This window comes from Oceanispirochaeta sp. M1 (assembly GCF_003346715.1).
GTDB lineage: Bacteria > Spirochaetota > Spirochaetia > DSM-2461 > DSM-2461 > Oceanispirochaeta.
Genome location: NZ_QQPQ01000011.1, coordinates 88,092 through 102,919, shown reverse-complemented (window position 1 = coordinate 102,919; position 14,828 = coordinate 88,092). Strand labels below are relative to the sequence as shown.

Genomic DNA, 14,828 nt, shown 5'->3' with positions numbered 1-14,828 from the left:
AATGGATTCATCTGTATCAGTACAGAACCTGAAGTTCACATATGGCGGGAGTTTTTATCTGGACCTCCCCTCTATCGATATACAGCCGGGAGAACTGACTGTCATACTGGGACCCAACGGGTCGGGTAAAACGACGTTCTTCTCAATCCTCAGAGCTAGGCTTAAACCAAAACAGGGAACCATTCTTGTCCAGGGAAAGGACCTGTTCTCATTAAAGGATTCACGCAGGGCAGCCCTTGTAGGCCTTGTTCCCCAGAGAACAGAGAGTGCCTTTGCCTATACTGCCGCACAGATGGTAAGCATGGGATTTTACAGAAAAAAGACAACTCTGTGGCAGGACCCCATTGATAAAAAACAGCTCACATCCCTGATGGAACGGCTTGATCTTCAGGATCTGCGCCACAGGGTGGTCAACAGCCTGAGCGGCGGAGAATATCAGAGAGTGCTCCTTGCCAGAGTGCTGGCACAGGACCCTGAAGTTCTGCTTCTGGATGAACCGTCCAATCATCTGGACATTCACCATCAGGAGGAGCTGCTCAGCCTCTTAAAAGAGGAAGCCCGGCGTGGAAAAACCGTTATAGCCATCCTTCATGATATAAATCAGGCTCTTCAAAATGCAGACAGAGTCATATTAATGGATCAGGGAAACTGTGTCGCCTCGGGCCCCGCAGCGAGTGTGGTCACTCCCGATAATATTAACAGAGTCTATAACAGCCGAATGGATTATTACCATAATGGAGATAGAACTCTTCTCGGACCTGTAGCTGATGCAGCTGCGGAGAAGAAAAATACCGATACTGCTGAAGGAAAGAGATGAATATTGAATGTAAGCTTCCTGGATTGACAATAGATATATCACATGATGAAGACCATGCGCTCCTGAACTTTTCCCAGCCGGTACAGACTCTCTCATCGGCCCTGTATAAAGGGGGAAGACAGGAGCTCTTACATGTGCTGAACATGAAGGTTCACCATAATAAATCCGATGAATACGAAGGCTACGAACATCCCCATATAAGTCTTAAGAAAAAAGCTGCCGAGCTGGGTGTCACAACGGCCTTTGCCGGCATGATGACCTCAGCATCCATGAAAAGCTTCCGCTACAACAGCATAGTTGAAGATGAACTGGCTGTATTCTGCTGCCTGACAGCCGGCCTGACAAATGCCCGTGCAGCAGGCGACAAGGCAGATTTCAGAGAGCTGGATGCTCACAGGGCCGGAAACGGGACCATCAATATAATTGCCGGAACAAATGCCGAGCTTTCAGAAGCCGCCATGGCCGAAGCTCTGATGATAGTAACCGAAGCCCGATGCAGTTCTGTAATGAAATACGGAGTTCAAAGCAGGGTATCAGACAGTACTGCAACCGGGACAGGTACGGATTCCAATCTGATTTTCTCCGGAAGTGGTCCTGAGCTGCATTTCTGTGGAAAACATACCCTCCTGGGAGAGATGCTGGCCCGTGTAGTAATTGAGCCCATGGAAGAAGTTATCCGTATAATCCAGCAGATGGAAAAAGATAAGATTATTTAATAACACATGTATTCAAACTCCTCTTTGTCACTAAAAATTACCAATTTACTGGGATATAGATCATAATTAATGAGAGCGGAGGCTTTCTATTATGAAACTGCGATCACAATTCTCACTATTAACAGGTATACCGATCCTGGGTATTTTATTTATAATGCTCATCGGAATACTTAGTTTTCTAAGAATACAGTCAGACATGGGGCATCTGAATCATTTCCAGGAAGATCTGGTACTGATTTTAAATGCCGATAGAGATGCCTACCAGGCCATCCTCAGTGAACAGGAAGCCCTTAAAGCACACAGCAAAGAAGAAGTTCAGAAACAGGATGGAATCAACAGGGAAAATCTGGACCAGGTAAAAAGTAGAATGGAAGAGGCTGCTGTAGATTTTTCTGATGATATGACCTCCGCTCTGGATAGTTTCAGATCTCATTACGCCAGCTGGGAAGTGCAGAGCCGAATAGTGATTAATGAATCTCTGAGAATAGTGGAAGAAGAAGGTCTTATTGAAGAGTTAAGTGAAGACTCAATACAGGCTTTTGATGTAATGAGAGAACAGATAAATCTACTGGGTGAGCAGATAGAACGAATGCTGGCAGCAAATGTATCTGCAGCCGGAAGGAGAAACCTGGAAACAGCGCTTTCACTTGTCCTGAATGGTGATCGAGATGCTTATCAGGCCTATCTGGCCCTTGTTCAGTCAAAATCTGCTGCGGGCAAAGAAGAACTGGATACATTGAAACTCAGCAATGAAGAGAATATTCAGCAGACTGGAGAACGTTACCTCAGGGCTGCCGGACTTTCGGGCAGAAACAGTGGTGATTCTTATAATCAATTCCGGGACTATTATACAATCTGGGAAGAGACAAATAAAAAAATATTCCTGGCGGAAGATGCAATCTACCAGAATAAGGCAGAAAGAAAAAAAGCTATTGATACAGGTTTTAAAGAATTTGGAATAATGAGAGATTATCTGGATCAGCTTGGAAATTTCCAGGAACAGAGAAAAAACATCGAAATGGATGATCTGACAAGAATTATTAAGTCCACAATAATTTTTTATATAATCATCATTATTTTCACTGTACTGATCTCTGCATTTGTTGCTTTTATGCTCTCAAGAAGCATTTTATATGCTATTTCCGAGAATATTGCCATGGGCGAAAGGCTCCGCAACGGAGATCTCAGTGCAGCCGATAAATCAACAAGAAAAGATGAATTAGGCGATTTGAACAGAGTGTTCTACGCCACCAATATGAAACTCAGAGAGATAATTACAGCCGTACAGGATTCAGCAGATAATGTAAGCAGCGGTAGCCAGGAACTCTCCAGCAGTTCACAACAGCTCTCTGCAGGTGCCACAGAACAGGCCTCATCGGCTGAGGAAGTCTCAGCTTCAATGGAAGAGATGTCATCCAGTGTCGATCAGAACAGTGACAATGCTCAAAAGACAAGAATCATTGCAGAAGATGTATCGGCCAAGGCCAAGGAGAGCGGTGAAGCTGTACATCATACCGTAGAAGCCATGAAAGAGATTTCCGAAAAGATCGGAATTGTCAGTGATATCGCAAGCCAGACAAATATGCTGGCCCTTAATGCCGCCATCGAGGCAGCCAGAGCCGGAGAAGCGGGTAAAGGATTTGCCGTTGTAGCATCAGAAGTCAGAAAGCTGGCCGAAATAAGCCAGAGTTCAGCTGTTACCATTACTGAACTGTCACACGATTCACTTGCAGTGGCCGAGAAAGCAGGTTCAATGATTGAATCACTTGTTGAGGAAGTTGATAAGACAACTGAACTTGTGGAAGAGATTTCGGCTGCAAGTATGGAACAGAGTCATGGCATGGGTCAGGTAAATTCTGCACTCACCCAATTGGATCAGGTAACCCGGCAGAATGCTTCGTCTTCTGAAGAGATAGCTTCAACATCCGAAGAACTGGCCGCACAGGCCAAAATGCTTAGTGAAAAGATACAATTTTTCAAATTAGACAAAGGCGGAGACAGCGTAACTGAACCTATCCGGCAGTCTCCGGCTGCAGTCAGTTCTGCAACTGACCCTGGGTCGACTCCTCCAGCCCCCGGGACAAGTAAGTCGAAAGTTAAAGCTGCGGCTGTTCCCAAAGAGGATAAGCCTCCCGTAAAAGAGGAGGAAGAAGAGAAAGATCCATTGGACTCAATGGATTTCGGTATGGATTTAGAGGGTGAAACACAATTGACACCCGGATACACTAAAGATAAAGATTCTGACAGTTCTGATTTTGAAGAGTTTTAGTAATATTCCCGGGAGCTAATTCTCAGCCTTCACAGACAGGAAGGGCTGAATAAGCTTATACTCTTTGTTATGAACTATACATATACTACCCCTTTTGGGAATTTCGATCTCATACTCAATACTGAAGATAAATCTCTGCGTCCCTGGGATGCTTCAGATGAATATCTGTTAACACATATTAAGGAAATGGAGATCCAGCCTTCCAAAGTTCTGATTGTCAATGACAGTCATGGGGCCCTTACAGTAGCTCTGGCCTCTTGCTGCGCTGCGGGCATTCAGGATTCATCACTTGGAATCCGGGAGATAAAGGAAAACCTGGAACTCAATAACAAACAGGCACCCGACCCTGCAGGTCTCCTTGAGTTTAAAGATTCAGAAATAGATCTGATCATTGTAAAAGTACCCAAGTCTCTGGAGTACTTTCGATTTCAGCTGAAGCTTCTAAAATCAAAATTAAAAAAAGATTGTCCCATTATTGCCGCAGGTATGAATAAATATCTGCCTGAAACTTTTTTCAACGCTGTAAAGGAATTCTGCCCCGATGCTTCCTACTCCCGTGTTGTAAAGAAAGCCCGCTATTATGAGGGAACAATGACAGTCGGTTCTACAGAGGACAGTACAGAGACTGCAGAGGATGTACAGCCGGCGGATTCTGATTTTTTTACATACCGGGCTGTGAATTTCTACAGCTACCCCGGTATCTTTTCTCATGGAAAGCTGGACGGTGGAACACGTTTTCTACTGGATTATCTTTATTCAGCAGAATGTAATTCCAGGGTGATATCTTCTTTGAATAAGGACTCTGTAATTGTAGATCCGGGCTGCGGTTACGGAATACTGGGACTTCAGGCATTGGCTTTATCAGAGGCATCCAGGGTTATACTTACTGATGATAATGCCCTTGCCACAGCCTGTACCGAATATAATGCCCGAAATCTCGGGCTTCTTCAGAAATGCAGTATTATTCAGGGCAATATTCTGGAAGGAGTTGAATCGGGAAGCACTGATCTGGTGGTCTGCAATCCTCCCTTTCACCGTGGACATACGGTTTCGGTAGAGACAGGATTTGCCTTTATCAGAGATTCGGCCAGGGTCTTGAAGAAAAATGGCTTGAGCCTGTTTGTTATGAATGCAGGGCTGGGGTATGGAAATATTCTTAATGAAAACTTTGAGTCTGTCGCAGTGGTCCGGGAGAACAGAAAGTTCAAGCTGATCCTCTGCCGACGCTAAAAATATCTGCGGGCTGAACAGCCCGCAGTTCCTACTCTCCTGTCATTCCCGAAGGATCAAGCAGACGGTCCACCTCTTCTCTGGAAAGCAGACCTGACTCATAGAGAACCTCCCTTACAGGACGTTTCTCCATATAAGCTTTATGGGCCAGTTCTGCCGCCTTGTCATAGCCGATGGTCAGGGCTACAGGTGTAATCATAGCCAGAGAGCCTTCAATGGCCTGGAGACAATTTCCCTCTTCCGCTTCAATTCCATCAATACAGTTCATAGCAAAAACACGGTCTGTCTCAGCCAGCAGATCCAATGCAGTAAGAGTTTCGTGTGAAATCAGGGGCATCATCATATTCAGCTGGAGAGGACCATGTTGATTGGCAATGCTCACTGACAGCACTTTTCCCTGAAGATGTGCCGAAACCTGAATAACCATTTCGGGAATAACAGGATTAACTTTACCGGGCATAATTGAACTGCCAGGCTGCAGTGAGGGGAGGATTATCTCTCCAAGCCCCGACCTGGGTCCGCTTGTAAGTAGTCTCAGATCATTGGCAATCTTCATAAGGTCTACGGCTATGGAGTTGATCACACCCATAAGGTCCACCTGGCTGCTTCTGAATGAAATTCCCTGGAACTTATTATCCATTACCCGGAAAGGTATCCCCGTTTCACTTGAAATACCCTCTACCGCAGCAGTGGCAAAATCGGGATGGGCATTCAGACCCGTGCCGATGGCAGTACCACCCAGGGGAAGCTCAGAAAGAGGCTCTTTCATGGCTTCAAGATTCTTTCTTCCCTGCTTAATCTGTACGGCAAATGCAGAAAACTCCTGCCCCAGGGTCATGGGAACAGCATCCTGCAGATGAGTACGTCCCAGCTTAAGAACATTTTTAAACTCTTCGGCCTTTTTGAAAAAAGAATCCTCCAGAACCTTAACTGCCTTTATAGTCTTATCAAGGAGAAGTCTGTTAGCCAGTGTGATGGCAGAGGGAATAACATCGTTTGAAGATTGCCCCTTGTTTACATGGTCATTGGGATGAACTGGTTGACGGCTGCCAACTGAACCTCCCAGACTGAGGTTGGAAAGGTTTGAGATAACTTCATTTATATTCATGTTCCAGGATGTTCCGGAGCCAGTTTGAAAAACATCTATGGGAAACTGATCAATTTTTTTTTCGCAGATAATACTGTCTGCAGTTTCGGCTATGGAATCGGCAAGTTTTCTATCCAGAAGACCCAGAGAGCTGTTGGACAGGGCCGCATGTTTTTTTATAAGGCAGAGGGCCTGAAGCATAAATGGATGGATTCTCAAGGGGGATACAGCAAAATTTTCTACAGCTCGCTGGGTCTGGGCTCCCCAGAGGGAATCGGAAGGAAGGCTAATTTCCCCCATAGAATCAGATTCAGTTCTCACATTATTGCTCATCAGCCTCTCCATAAATCATATTCAGATAGTTCAATTATTCATTTTTTAGGCAGAGAATGTCAATAAATGAAGCTCTGGGTTTCACTAGTTCAGAGGATTCTCAATAATTTCCAGAATCTGAGTAAATACGGACTCTCTTATTTCAGGAATTTCATTTAACAGACTGTGTTCACCTTCAGGAATTTTATATATGACAGCAGCCGGATATTTTTCCAGCAGAAAAGGAATGTTGAATTTAAAATCAACAACACTGTCCTCTTCACCCTGAATTATTGACAGGGAAAGATCTTCATTCACCGGCAATAATTCCATACGGTCAAACCAGTCTGCATGGGCATAGATCCATGAAAAGGGCACTGTTCTGCTTTGAAGGGGATCACCGTGTTCAACGAAATCTTCGTGTTCCTTGTTTGAACTGGAGCCTCCGAAACGGCGGAAAACACTGTCTGTAAAGGGTTCTGCCAGGCTGATACCGAGGGGTGTATACCTCCAGCCCACCGAGTGAACCAGAGGAGAAACCATGATGATTCGGTCAAATATATTCCCATACAAAGAGACCGTTTCCATTATCACCGAGCAGCCGGTGCTGTGGGCCAATGCGATACGGGGTCCCGGCAGCTTTTCATTACTCAGCCTCATTGAATGATTGAAAAACCGAACCAAAGCCGTGGAATACTCTCTGAAATCATCAATTGCTGCGGGCTCCCCTTCCGAAAGGCCATGCCCCGGCAGGTCAAATCCAAGAACCGCATATCCCTGTTCCAATAGAAATCGAATCAAATATCTGTTAGACAGTGTATGATCCAGATAGCCGTGAAGCAGATATACCGTCCCTTTTACAGCGGGAGTATCCGGCTTGAACAGATAGGCTGCCAGTTTTTTATCTCTTGAGTAGAACATGCCTATACGAGCTGTTCCGGGGAAATCATCAGCAGAGTAATGCTTAAGAAAGATCTCTTCATCAGATGTGAGCTCTCGATACTTATCCTCTTCAAACAAAGGCATCAGGTTCTTACGGATAGACTCAGCCCGCAGCGCCGTAAACTCAGTATCAAGGGGTTCCTGACTGCCCTGACTCCACAGCATGATGAAAGAGAAAATTATGAAGATCGGAATGAAGAAATCAGCTTTCCTCATTTGCCCTTTTCATATTCTTCATTGATGATCTGAATATCAGAAATACGGCCACAGGCCACAGGGGAGTAAAAAAGAGAAAAATAAGAAGGGGTAAGGGAAGACCTTTCTTTTTACTGCTTTCGCCATCGGCTAGACCCGCAGCAACTCCTGCTGCACGGCTTACGGCCCCGCCGGATTTCATGGCTGCTTTGAACTGGGGAGGAAGATCTCCTCTCATAAAGGCTTCTGCCATATCTTCGGGGATTCCTTTATCTTTGCTGTCAGGGGTACTATTTTCATTAGAATTAAAGGAATGATTATCCTTCACAGATATATTAGAGACCCTTTTCTGTATGACCCGCTCTCCATCAAGCTCAATCCCCAGGGAGGGAACTCTACTGAGTTTAACAACAAGTTTTTTAACCTTTGCCTGACTCATTCCCAGCTTCATACAGAGATCACTTACCCTGATTTTTGAAGACTTTTCCAGTTCATCAAGGATCAAAAGGCTCTTCTTTTCTAAAAAGCGAATATATCGACCGATGATCTGGGCAGTAACAGCCGCTAATCCATACATAATTACGGGATACAGCCTTGCACCGAGAACCTCGGGAGCCATCAACAGAAACGCTGTAAGATTTTCAGCTTCCTTGAAAATACTTAGCCAGTCCCAGGAAATAAAGACCAGAAGCGCCAGCATGGCAAGAGAGAGAAAGAGCAGGATATCATCCATCTTGTAGATATTTCTTTTTTTCATCATTACTCCATTTTAAGCAACATTTCAGCAAGTTCATAGTGTCCATTTTTATAGGCACGGGTAGAGGCAGTCTCACCCTGACTGTCTGTTATTTCGGCATCAGCTCCGGCTTCAAGCAGATTGATACAGCTATCATAATATCCCATACCCGCTGCAAGCATCAAAGCTGTCTCACCTAAAACATTTACAGCATCAATCTCGACACCTTGATCCAGGAGAACAGCCAGACTGCCGGACAAAGGAGAGACCCAGGCCGAACAGGCCAGATGCAGGGCTGTATCTTTTCTATATGTAATCAGTGCAGAATCCGCTCCCCTGTCAAAGAGAGTCTGCAGATAATCTGCTGACGCAGCATTCCTGGCAGCCCAGTGGAGAGGAGTCCAGTTATCAAAATCTCTGATATTAACATCCCAGCCTTTGTCTATCAGCAGGGCGGCAGTTTTTGAATCTCTCTGCCAGGAAGCCAGATGCAGAGCTGTCCAGCCGTAGGGAGTTGTGTCAAATACAGGCGCTCCGGCGTCAAGAAGAGTTTCTGTCATCTCATAGGAATTAAAGGCAACTGCCGTCATCAAAGCTGTGAATCCATCGGCATAATAAGCCGCCGGGTCGGCACCTTCATCAATAAAAAGAGAAATCATCTCAGGGTCAGAACCAAATTGCAGTATATACCTGAGTTCTTCATCGGGATCAGATTCGTAAGGAATTGCAAGGGCTGGATAGATTCTACGATCAAGCAGTTGTTCCAGTGCCGGGAGTGACTGGTCATTATAATACTGTTTGTACCGCTCTTTGAATAAGTTCAGATCACGACCGGTTCCGTCAGACATTCTTCCATCAGGATAAAACCGGGCAAGTGCTTCCACTACTTCGGGAGTATTGGCAAAATTCAGGGCTCCCATCAGAGGAGTCCAGCCATCCTTATCCCGCCACAGAAATCTGTTATTTTCTGACATAAGATATGTATTGAGACTCTTATCCGAAGAAAAAGCCGCAGCCCAGAAAAAACCGGGTGTACCGAAATCATCCCGGGCATCCGCATCGATCCCCAGGTCCAGAAGCCTCTTTATTACGGGAGTTCCCTGACCATATAGGATGGCATAGCTGAGAATATCTCCACCCTTTTCATCCCGGACATCAAGTTCTGCACCTGCTGCGGCAAGTTCCTCAAGAAGAGTGCCCTCTGAATAAAGGGGTCTGGTTAAGGCAGTCATCATGGGTGAGACGCCGCCCGGATCTCTCCGGTTTGGATCGGCACCACGGTTCAGCAGCAGTGATGCCAGCTCTTCTGAATGACGTATCCCGGCATTCAGTAGAGTAATACCGTCTTCGTTTCTGATATTAACAGGCAGCCCCTGATTCAGCAGAACAGTCATGAGCGAGAGGGCTGTATCAATTTCATAATCAAGAGGGAAGAACATGATCAGTTCCATAAGCTCACGGTTGTCTTCGGCAAAGGGATTATCACCATCATCCCAGTCCAGGAGAAACTCAAGGATATCCGGTCTTCCGGCAGCCACAGCATAGTGACAGGATGTAAATCCCTGCTCACTCCTGTATGAGGGTGAAGCACCCCGGAGAAGTCTCTCTTCCACCTCAGAAATTGTCAGTTCGCTTCCTGAAAAATAGAGACTGTGTATCAGTTCTTCACTTAAACTAATTCTGATATTTTCAAGGAGTTCTACAGAGTCTTCATCTCCGAGAAATCCGGCTTCCCGGGAGGGGGTTCTACCGCTGCTGTTCAGGGTGTCCAGGGAGTAACCGATCCATACAAGCTCTTCAAGAATCTGTAATTTAAAAGGCTCATTACGCCTGATGGCGGAAAAAAGAAGGTTTTCTCCCCGGTATGAGGAGAGAGCTTCCACCCCTGCCTGTCCCAGAGAAGAGAGAAAAAGAGGATTCCTGCCCCTGGCTACAAAGACTTCAAGAGGAGTTCTCCCCTTCTTATCTCTGATATTAAGACTACCCTCCTGAAGATGGATCATTTCCAGAAGCATCTCAAGAAGTTCTTCGTTTTCACTGAACTGCAGGGCATAATACAGGGCTGTCTGCCCGTTATTATCCTGCAGACCCGTATCCGCATCCGAATTCAGCAGTAAATAGGCCGTTGCCTCATCCTGCCTGCGGAATGCTCTCATCAGTGATGTACGCCCTCGACTATCCTGCTTATCAATAGATTCAGACGAAAAAAAAGTCCTCTTTACAGCCGGAGAATCTTCATCACCGGCAAAAGAGGACTGAATTGAAAAAAATAATAAAAGCATGAGGGGAATGATTCGGGTTTTATTCATTATGCGGGAACCCTCCTGAGTTGAGCTCCCGTATATTATAACCCCTCACCGCAAGGTCGGCAACTACTCTACGTTAAGAATGTCTTTCATGGCAGAAAGGAAAGAATCCTTGGGAAGAGCTCCCTGTGCCATCTGGGGTTTACCTTCTTTAGGAATAAAAAGGATTGAAGGAATACTCTGAACACCGAAAGCTCCGGCCAATTCCTGCTCTGCTTCTGTATCTACTTTAAATACATTCATTTTACCTTCAAACTCTGTTGAGAGTTCATCCAGTACAGGAGCTACCATTTTACAGGGTCCACACCAGTCTGCATAAAAGTCTATGATACAAGGAAGATCACCCTTGAATTTCCAATCTTTTTCATTCTCAAAATCAAAAATAGTATCTACGAAATCTTGTTTAGTAATATGCTTTGCCATTTTAGGCCTCCTAATATTCAATTAACTATATATATAATTTATAAAATATACTTCAAAGAGTCAAGCCTGTTTTTCAAGAAATCAACATTTTCTAATTATTCTAATCTTAATACCATTGAAAATGCAAATCTTCCAATGCCCTCAGGCCTGTGAGACAGCAAGTTGCCAGGGCAATGTTACTTGCATTGGCAGTATTCAAATTCTTCTCAGGGGTTTAAACTAATAATATTTATGAAGAAAGGCAAATATACCCTGATACCATTTATAGGAGTAAATAATGAGTAAAGACACACTACCTCTCTGGGATCTTTCAATGTATCCCGGATTTAAATCTGATACATATAAAAATGACATACAGGAATTGGAAGAAATGCTGAAAAAAATGATCAGTGATCTTGACGATTCATCTCTCTGGGAGAAGGATTTCACCACAGCCATGGAGGCTCTTCTGCCCCATCTGAACAAAGCTCATGACCTGTACGAAACCCTGGAATCCTACACTTACTGCAGCTATTCCACCAATACAGCCAATCCGGAGGCTCTGAACGCACTCAATGGACTGGAAGAAGGGGCACTCCCCTTTCAGGGAGTCCTTGTCCGCCTTAAAAACAGACTTGCCGAGTCCGGGACAGGAGCTGATTACTGGAAAAAATCTCCTGTTCTCAGCAATTATATCTACTATCTTACAGAATCTCTTGAGGAACAGAAATTTCAACTCTCCCCAGAGATGGAAGATCTTGCCTACGACCTGGCCCGATCAGGAAGCTCCGCCTGGAGCCGGCTGCAGTCTCAGATATCCTCCTCACTTAAAACCCGGTGGATAGACGGCAGTGAGAAAACAGTAACCGAACTGCGGGGACTGGGCAGTGATCCCGATAGAAAGATACGTAAACAGGCCTGGGAGAAGGAACTGGAGTGCTGGAAGTCCGTTGAGACTCCTATGGCAGCCGCTCTTAACGGTGTCAAAGGCTTTACACATACACTGAACTCAAGACGCGGGTTTGACAGCACATTGACAAAATCGGTCCGTCAGGCCGGTATGTCCATGAAAACACTGGAGGCCATGATCGGCAGCATGAAAAAATACCTGCCCGATTTCAGACGATATATGAAGGCCAAGGCCGGTTATATGGGACTTGAAAAGCTCTCCTGGTATGACGTTGTGGCCCCCCTAAGTTCTGAGTCTGATAAATGGAGCTGGCAGAGAGCAGAAAATTTCATTGTAGAGCATTTCGGCTCCCTCAGCCCCGAATACGCCGACTTCGGGAAACTCTGCTTTGATGAAAAATGGATTGATGCAGCTCCCCGTAATGGAAAAGTAGGCGGTGCCTACTGCATCGGTTTCCCACAGAACAAGGTGAGCAGGGTGCTGACCAATTTTACGGGCTCATTCAATGATGTATCCACCATTGCCCACGAGCTGGGACATGCCTGGCATTATGAGGTGCTCAAAGAATCTCCCGCACTCCATCGTCACTACCCCATGACACTGGCGGAAACAGCATCTATTTTCTCGGAAACTCTGGTGTTTCAAGCCTGTTACAGGCAGGCAGAGGATAAAGATCGTCTCTCTCTGCTGGAGAGTACTCTCAGTGACTCCAATCAGGTCATCACCGATATTCTTTCCCGTTTTCTCTTTGAACAGGAGCTGATGGAACGGAGAGCGGAAGGTGAACTACCGGCTGATGAACTCAGCAATATGATGCTTCGTGCTCAGGATGCCACATACGGTGATGCTCTGAATCCTGAAGAGCGCCATCCCTGGATGTGGGCCGTCAAGGGTCACTACTATGGTATGGATCTGGCCTTCTACAACTTCCCTTATGCCTTCGGTCTTCTCTTTTCCCTGGGACTCTACAGTCTGTATGATGAAATGGGATCTGACTTTGAACCTCTCTACCGCAAAGTACTGCAGCTGACGGGAAAAGCCAGTGCCGAAGATTGTGCCGCAGCTGCGGGACTGGATATTACAGGAGAAGATTTCTGGAACAGAAGCCTTGATGTCATAAGGAAACAGATTAACGATTTTACAGGACTGGTATCAGAATAATGAAAGTATTTGCCCACAGAGGAGCATCAGCCTATGCCCCGCAGAACACAATGCCCTCGTTTAAGAAGGCCCTTGAGATTGGAGCGAAGGGAATTGAACTTGATGTGCAGCTCTCATCCGACGGTGTTCCCGTGGTAATTCATGATTTTTTCATGGATAGGACCACAGACCGCAGCGGTTTTATCCATACTAAAAGTTGGAAGGAGATTCAGGAGGCCGATGCGGGTGCATGGTTTTCTTCTAAATTTTCAGGGACCCGGATACCTGCTCTGGAAGAGGTCCTGGCCCTGGTTCCCCCTGAGGTCACCCTGAATATGGAGATTAAATCACTCAGCTTTCTTGAAGAAGACACTGCCCGGATTGTAACAGATCTATTGGCGCAGGGGTCGAAAAGGGAGCTTATCATCTCCTCATTCAATCATAAAATACTTAAAAAGGTTCAGGATATATCTCCTGAACTTCCTCTGGGGATGCTCTCTGGAAGCGATATGATTGATTTTTATTTCTATATAGAGCATACAGGGCTCAAGCTTTTCAGCCTTCACCCGGAGGCTTCCTATCTTTCTTCTGGATATGTGAAAGAAGCTCATAAACATGGATGGAAAGTTATGTGCTTTACCATCAATACAGCGGAACAGGCCGCTATGGTGGAGAGTATCGGAGTAGACGGTATCTTCTCTGATTTCCCGGATCTTCTCTCAAAATAACTTATCAATGAATGTTTCCCGGCTTGAGCTGATCAGCCGGGGGGCTTTCCAGGATGAGCTGATCAGTAATTATACTCAAGAGCCAGAGACAGTGAACCGGCTAAATAGCTTACTCCCGCTCCACCTGTAAAAGTACCCTGATAACTACCGCTGCTATTGTAAACACTCACATCTCCTGTTAATTCGGGTACCCAGTCTAAATCGGCAGCCAGGGATAGTGAGAATACATCACTCCAGCGCCAGCGGGCATTTGTGGAGACACCAAGATACTGTCCCATTCTGAAGGTATCATAGAAGTGAAGTCCCCGGAGTTTATGGTAATCATGATCATCAATGGCTGCTAAAAAACTATATAAAAGAGTTATGCCGCCGGAAAATTTTTCTGATCCCATCTTATACGCAACCCCAAGATAGGGGATTTTATAATTTATCGTATAATCGATTCCATTGACTCCTATAAGGTAATCCAGATCCTGATCAGGATAAGTCAGAGAAACCAGTGAATCGGTCCAGGCCCATTTGATGTGTTTATATCCGATCATGCCGTCGAGCTTCCAATCTTTCCTGTTATAAAAACGGTACACTCCGTTACTGTCCAGTAAAAAAGAGGATCTCAGATAGATATCACTCACAGATTCATGGGTCCACTCTGTACTGACATCATCATAATAATCTGAGATCCAGTCATGATCAGTCATCTGACCTGTTTTTTTGTTAAGTGCCGTTCCCATGGCCACATTGATAAAAACTCTGTTCCTGATATTGAATGAACCTTTTGCACCAGCAACCACAGCCGGCAGGATCTGCCAGTGCAGACGGCTTAAATAGGGATAGGGATAACTACTTTCATCATAAACCAGTTCATTGCTGTATCCCATAATTACAGAGACAACAGGTGCCAGAGAAAAACCGAAGTTCTGCCCCTCTTCCAAAGAGGCTCCCGAGTCTGCAGTCCATGCAGAGAGAGAAAATGTCATAAATAGTGAAAGAAGTATAAACAGAAGCTGACGGGATTTATCCATATAACTATTGTAGTGT

The 14,828-nt window shown here is 45.4% G+C and carries 12 protein-coding genes; 6 read left to right on the top strand and 6 right to left on the bottom strand.

From position 1 onward, the window contains the following. Position 1: 1 nt before the first annotated feature. From DV872_RS09775 to DV872_RS09760, 4 genes are all read left to right on the top strand, one after another. Entirely contained in the window at positions 2-817 is an 816-nt protein-coding gene (locus tag DV872_RS09775) for an ABC transporter ATP-binding protein (protein WP_114629745.1), read from the top strand. Further along, positions 814-1,533, top strand: a complete 720-nt coding sequence (locus DV872_RS09770) for an adenosylcobinamide amidohydrolase (RefSeq protein ID WP_114629744.1) — start codon at positions 814-816, stop codon at positions 1,531-1,533. The genes DV872_RS09775 and DV872_RS09770 overlap by 4 nt, the downstream gene beginning before the upstream one ends. A 91-nt stretch (positions 1,534-1,624) precedes the next feature. Then, the gene (locus DV872_RS09765) at positions 1,625-3,802 is read left to right on the top strand and encodes a methyl-accepting chemotaxis protein (RefSeq protein WP_114629743.1); all 2,178 of its coding nucleotides are present in this window, start codon (positions 1,625-1,627) and stop codon (positions 3,800-3,802) included. A 69-nt stretch (positions 3,803-3,871) separates the two neighbouring features. Further along, positions 3,872-5,032, top strand: coding sequence for a methyltransferase (locus tag DV872_RS09760; RefSeq protein ID WP_114629742.1), 1,161 nt, complete (start codon positions 3,872-3,874; stop codon positions 5,030-5,032). 31 nt (positions 5,033-5,063) lie between these two features. Here the strand turns inward: DV872_RS09760 and DV872_RS09755 are convergent, their stop codons facing one another. The 5 genes from DV872_RS09755 to trxA form a co-directional block, all read right to left on the bottom strand. Beyond that, positions 5,064-6,452, bottom strand: coding sequence for an aspartate ammonia-lyase (locus tag DV872_RS09755; protein WP_114629741.1), 1,389 nt, complete (start codon positions 6,450-6,452; stop codon positions 5,064-5,066). Between the two features lie 84 nt (positions 6,453-6,536). Continuing rightward, entirely contained in the window at positions 6,537-7,589 is a 1,053-nt protein-coding gene (locus tag DV872_RS09750) for an alpha/beta hydrolase (RefSeq protein ID WP_114629740.1), read from the bottom strand. Further along, positions 7,576-8,325 (bottom strand): hypothetical protein, encoded by a 750-nt coding sequence (locus tag DV872_RS09745; RefSeq protein ID WP_114629739.1) that lies wholly within the window; start codon positions 8,323-8,325, stop codon positions 7,576-7,578. Before DV872_RS09745 ends, DV872_RS09750 begins: the two co-directional genes overlap by 14 nt. A gap of 2 nt (positions 8,326-8,327) precedes the next feature. After that, positions 8,328-10,613, bottom strand: a complete 2,286-nt coding sequence (locus DV872_RS09740; RefSeq protein WP_114629738.1) for an ankyrin repeat domain-containing protein — start codon at positions 10,611-10,613, stop codon at positions 8,328-8,330. Between the two features lie 63 nt (positions 10,614-10,676). Continuing rightward, positions 10,677-11,033 carry a thioredoxin gene (trxA, locus tag DV872_RS09735; RefSeq protein WP_114629737.1) on the bottom strand — a complete coding sequence of 119 codons (357 nt, stop codon included), beginning with the start codon at positions 11,031-11,033 and terminating at the stop codon, positions 10,677-10,679. 277 nt (positions 11,034-11,310) lie between these two features. On the opposite strand from trxA, the gene DV872_RS09730 reads away from it, so the two are divergent. Continuing rightward, entirely contained in the window at positions 11,311-13,083 is a 1,773-nt protein-coding gene (locus tag DV872_RS09730) for a M3 family oligoendopeptidase (RefSeq protein WP_114629736.1), read from the top strand. Next, positions 13,083-13,790 carry a glycerophosphodiester phosphodiesterase family protein gene (locus DV872_RS09725; protein WP_114629735.1) on the top strand — a complete coding sequence of 236 codons (708 nt, stop codon included), beginning with the start codon at positions 13,083-13,085 and terminating at the stop codon, positions 13,788-13,790. The genes DV872_RS09730 and DV872_RS09725 overlap by 1 nt, the downstream gene beginning before the upstream one ends. Positions 13,791-13,852: 62 nt before the next feature. On the opposite strand, the gene DV872_RS09720 is transcribed toward DV872_RS09725, so the two are convergent. Next, positions 13,853-14,812: an omptin family outer membrane protease gene (locus DV872_RS09720; RefSeq protein ID WP_114629734.1), complete on the bottom strand. Its 960-nt coding sequence runs from the start codon at positions 14,810-14,812 to the stop codon at positions 13,853-13,855. Positions 14,813-14,828 lie beyond the last annotated feature (16 nt).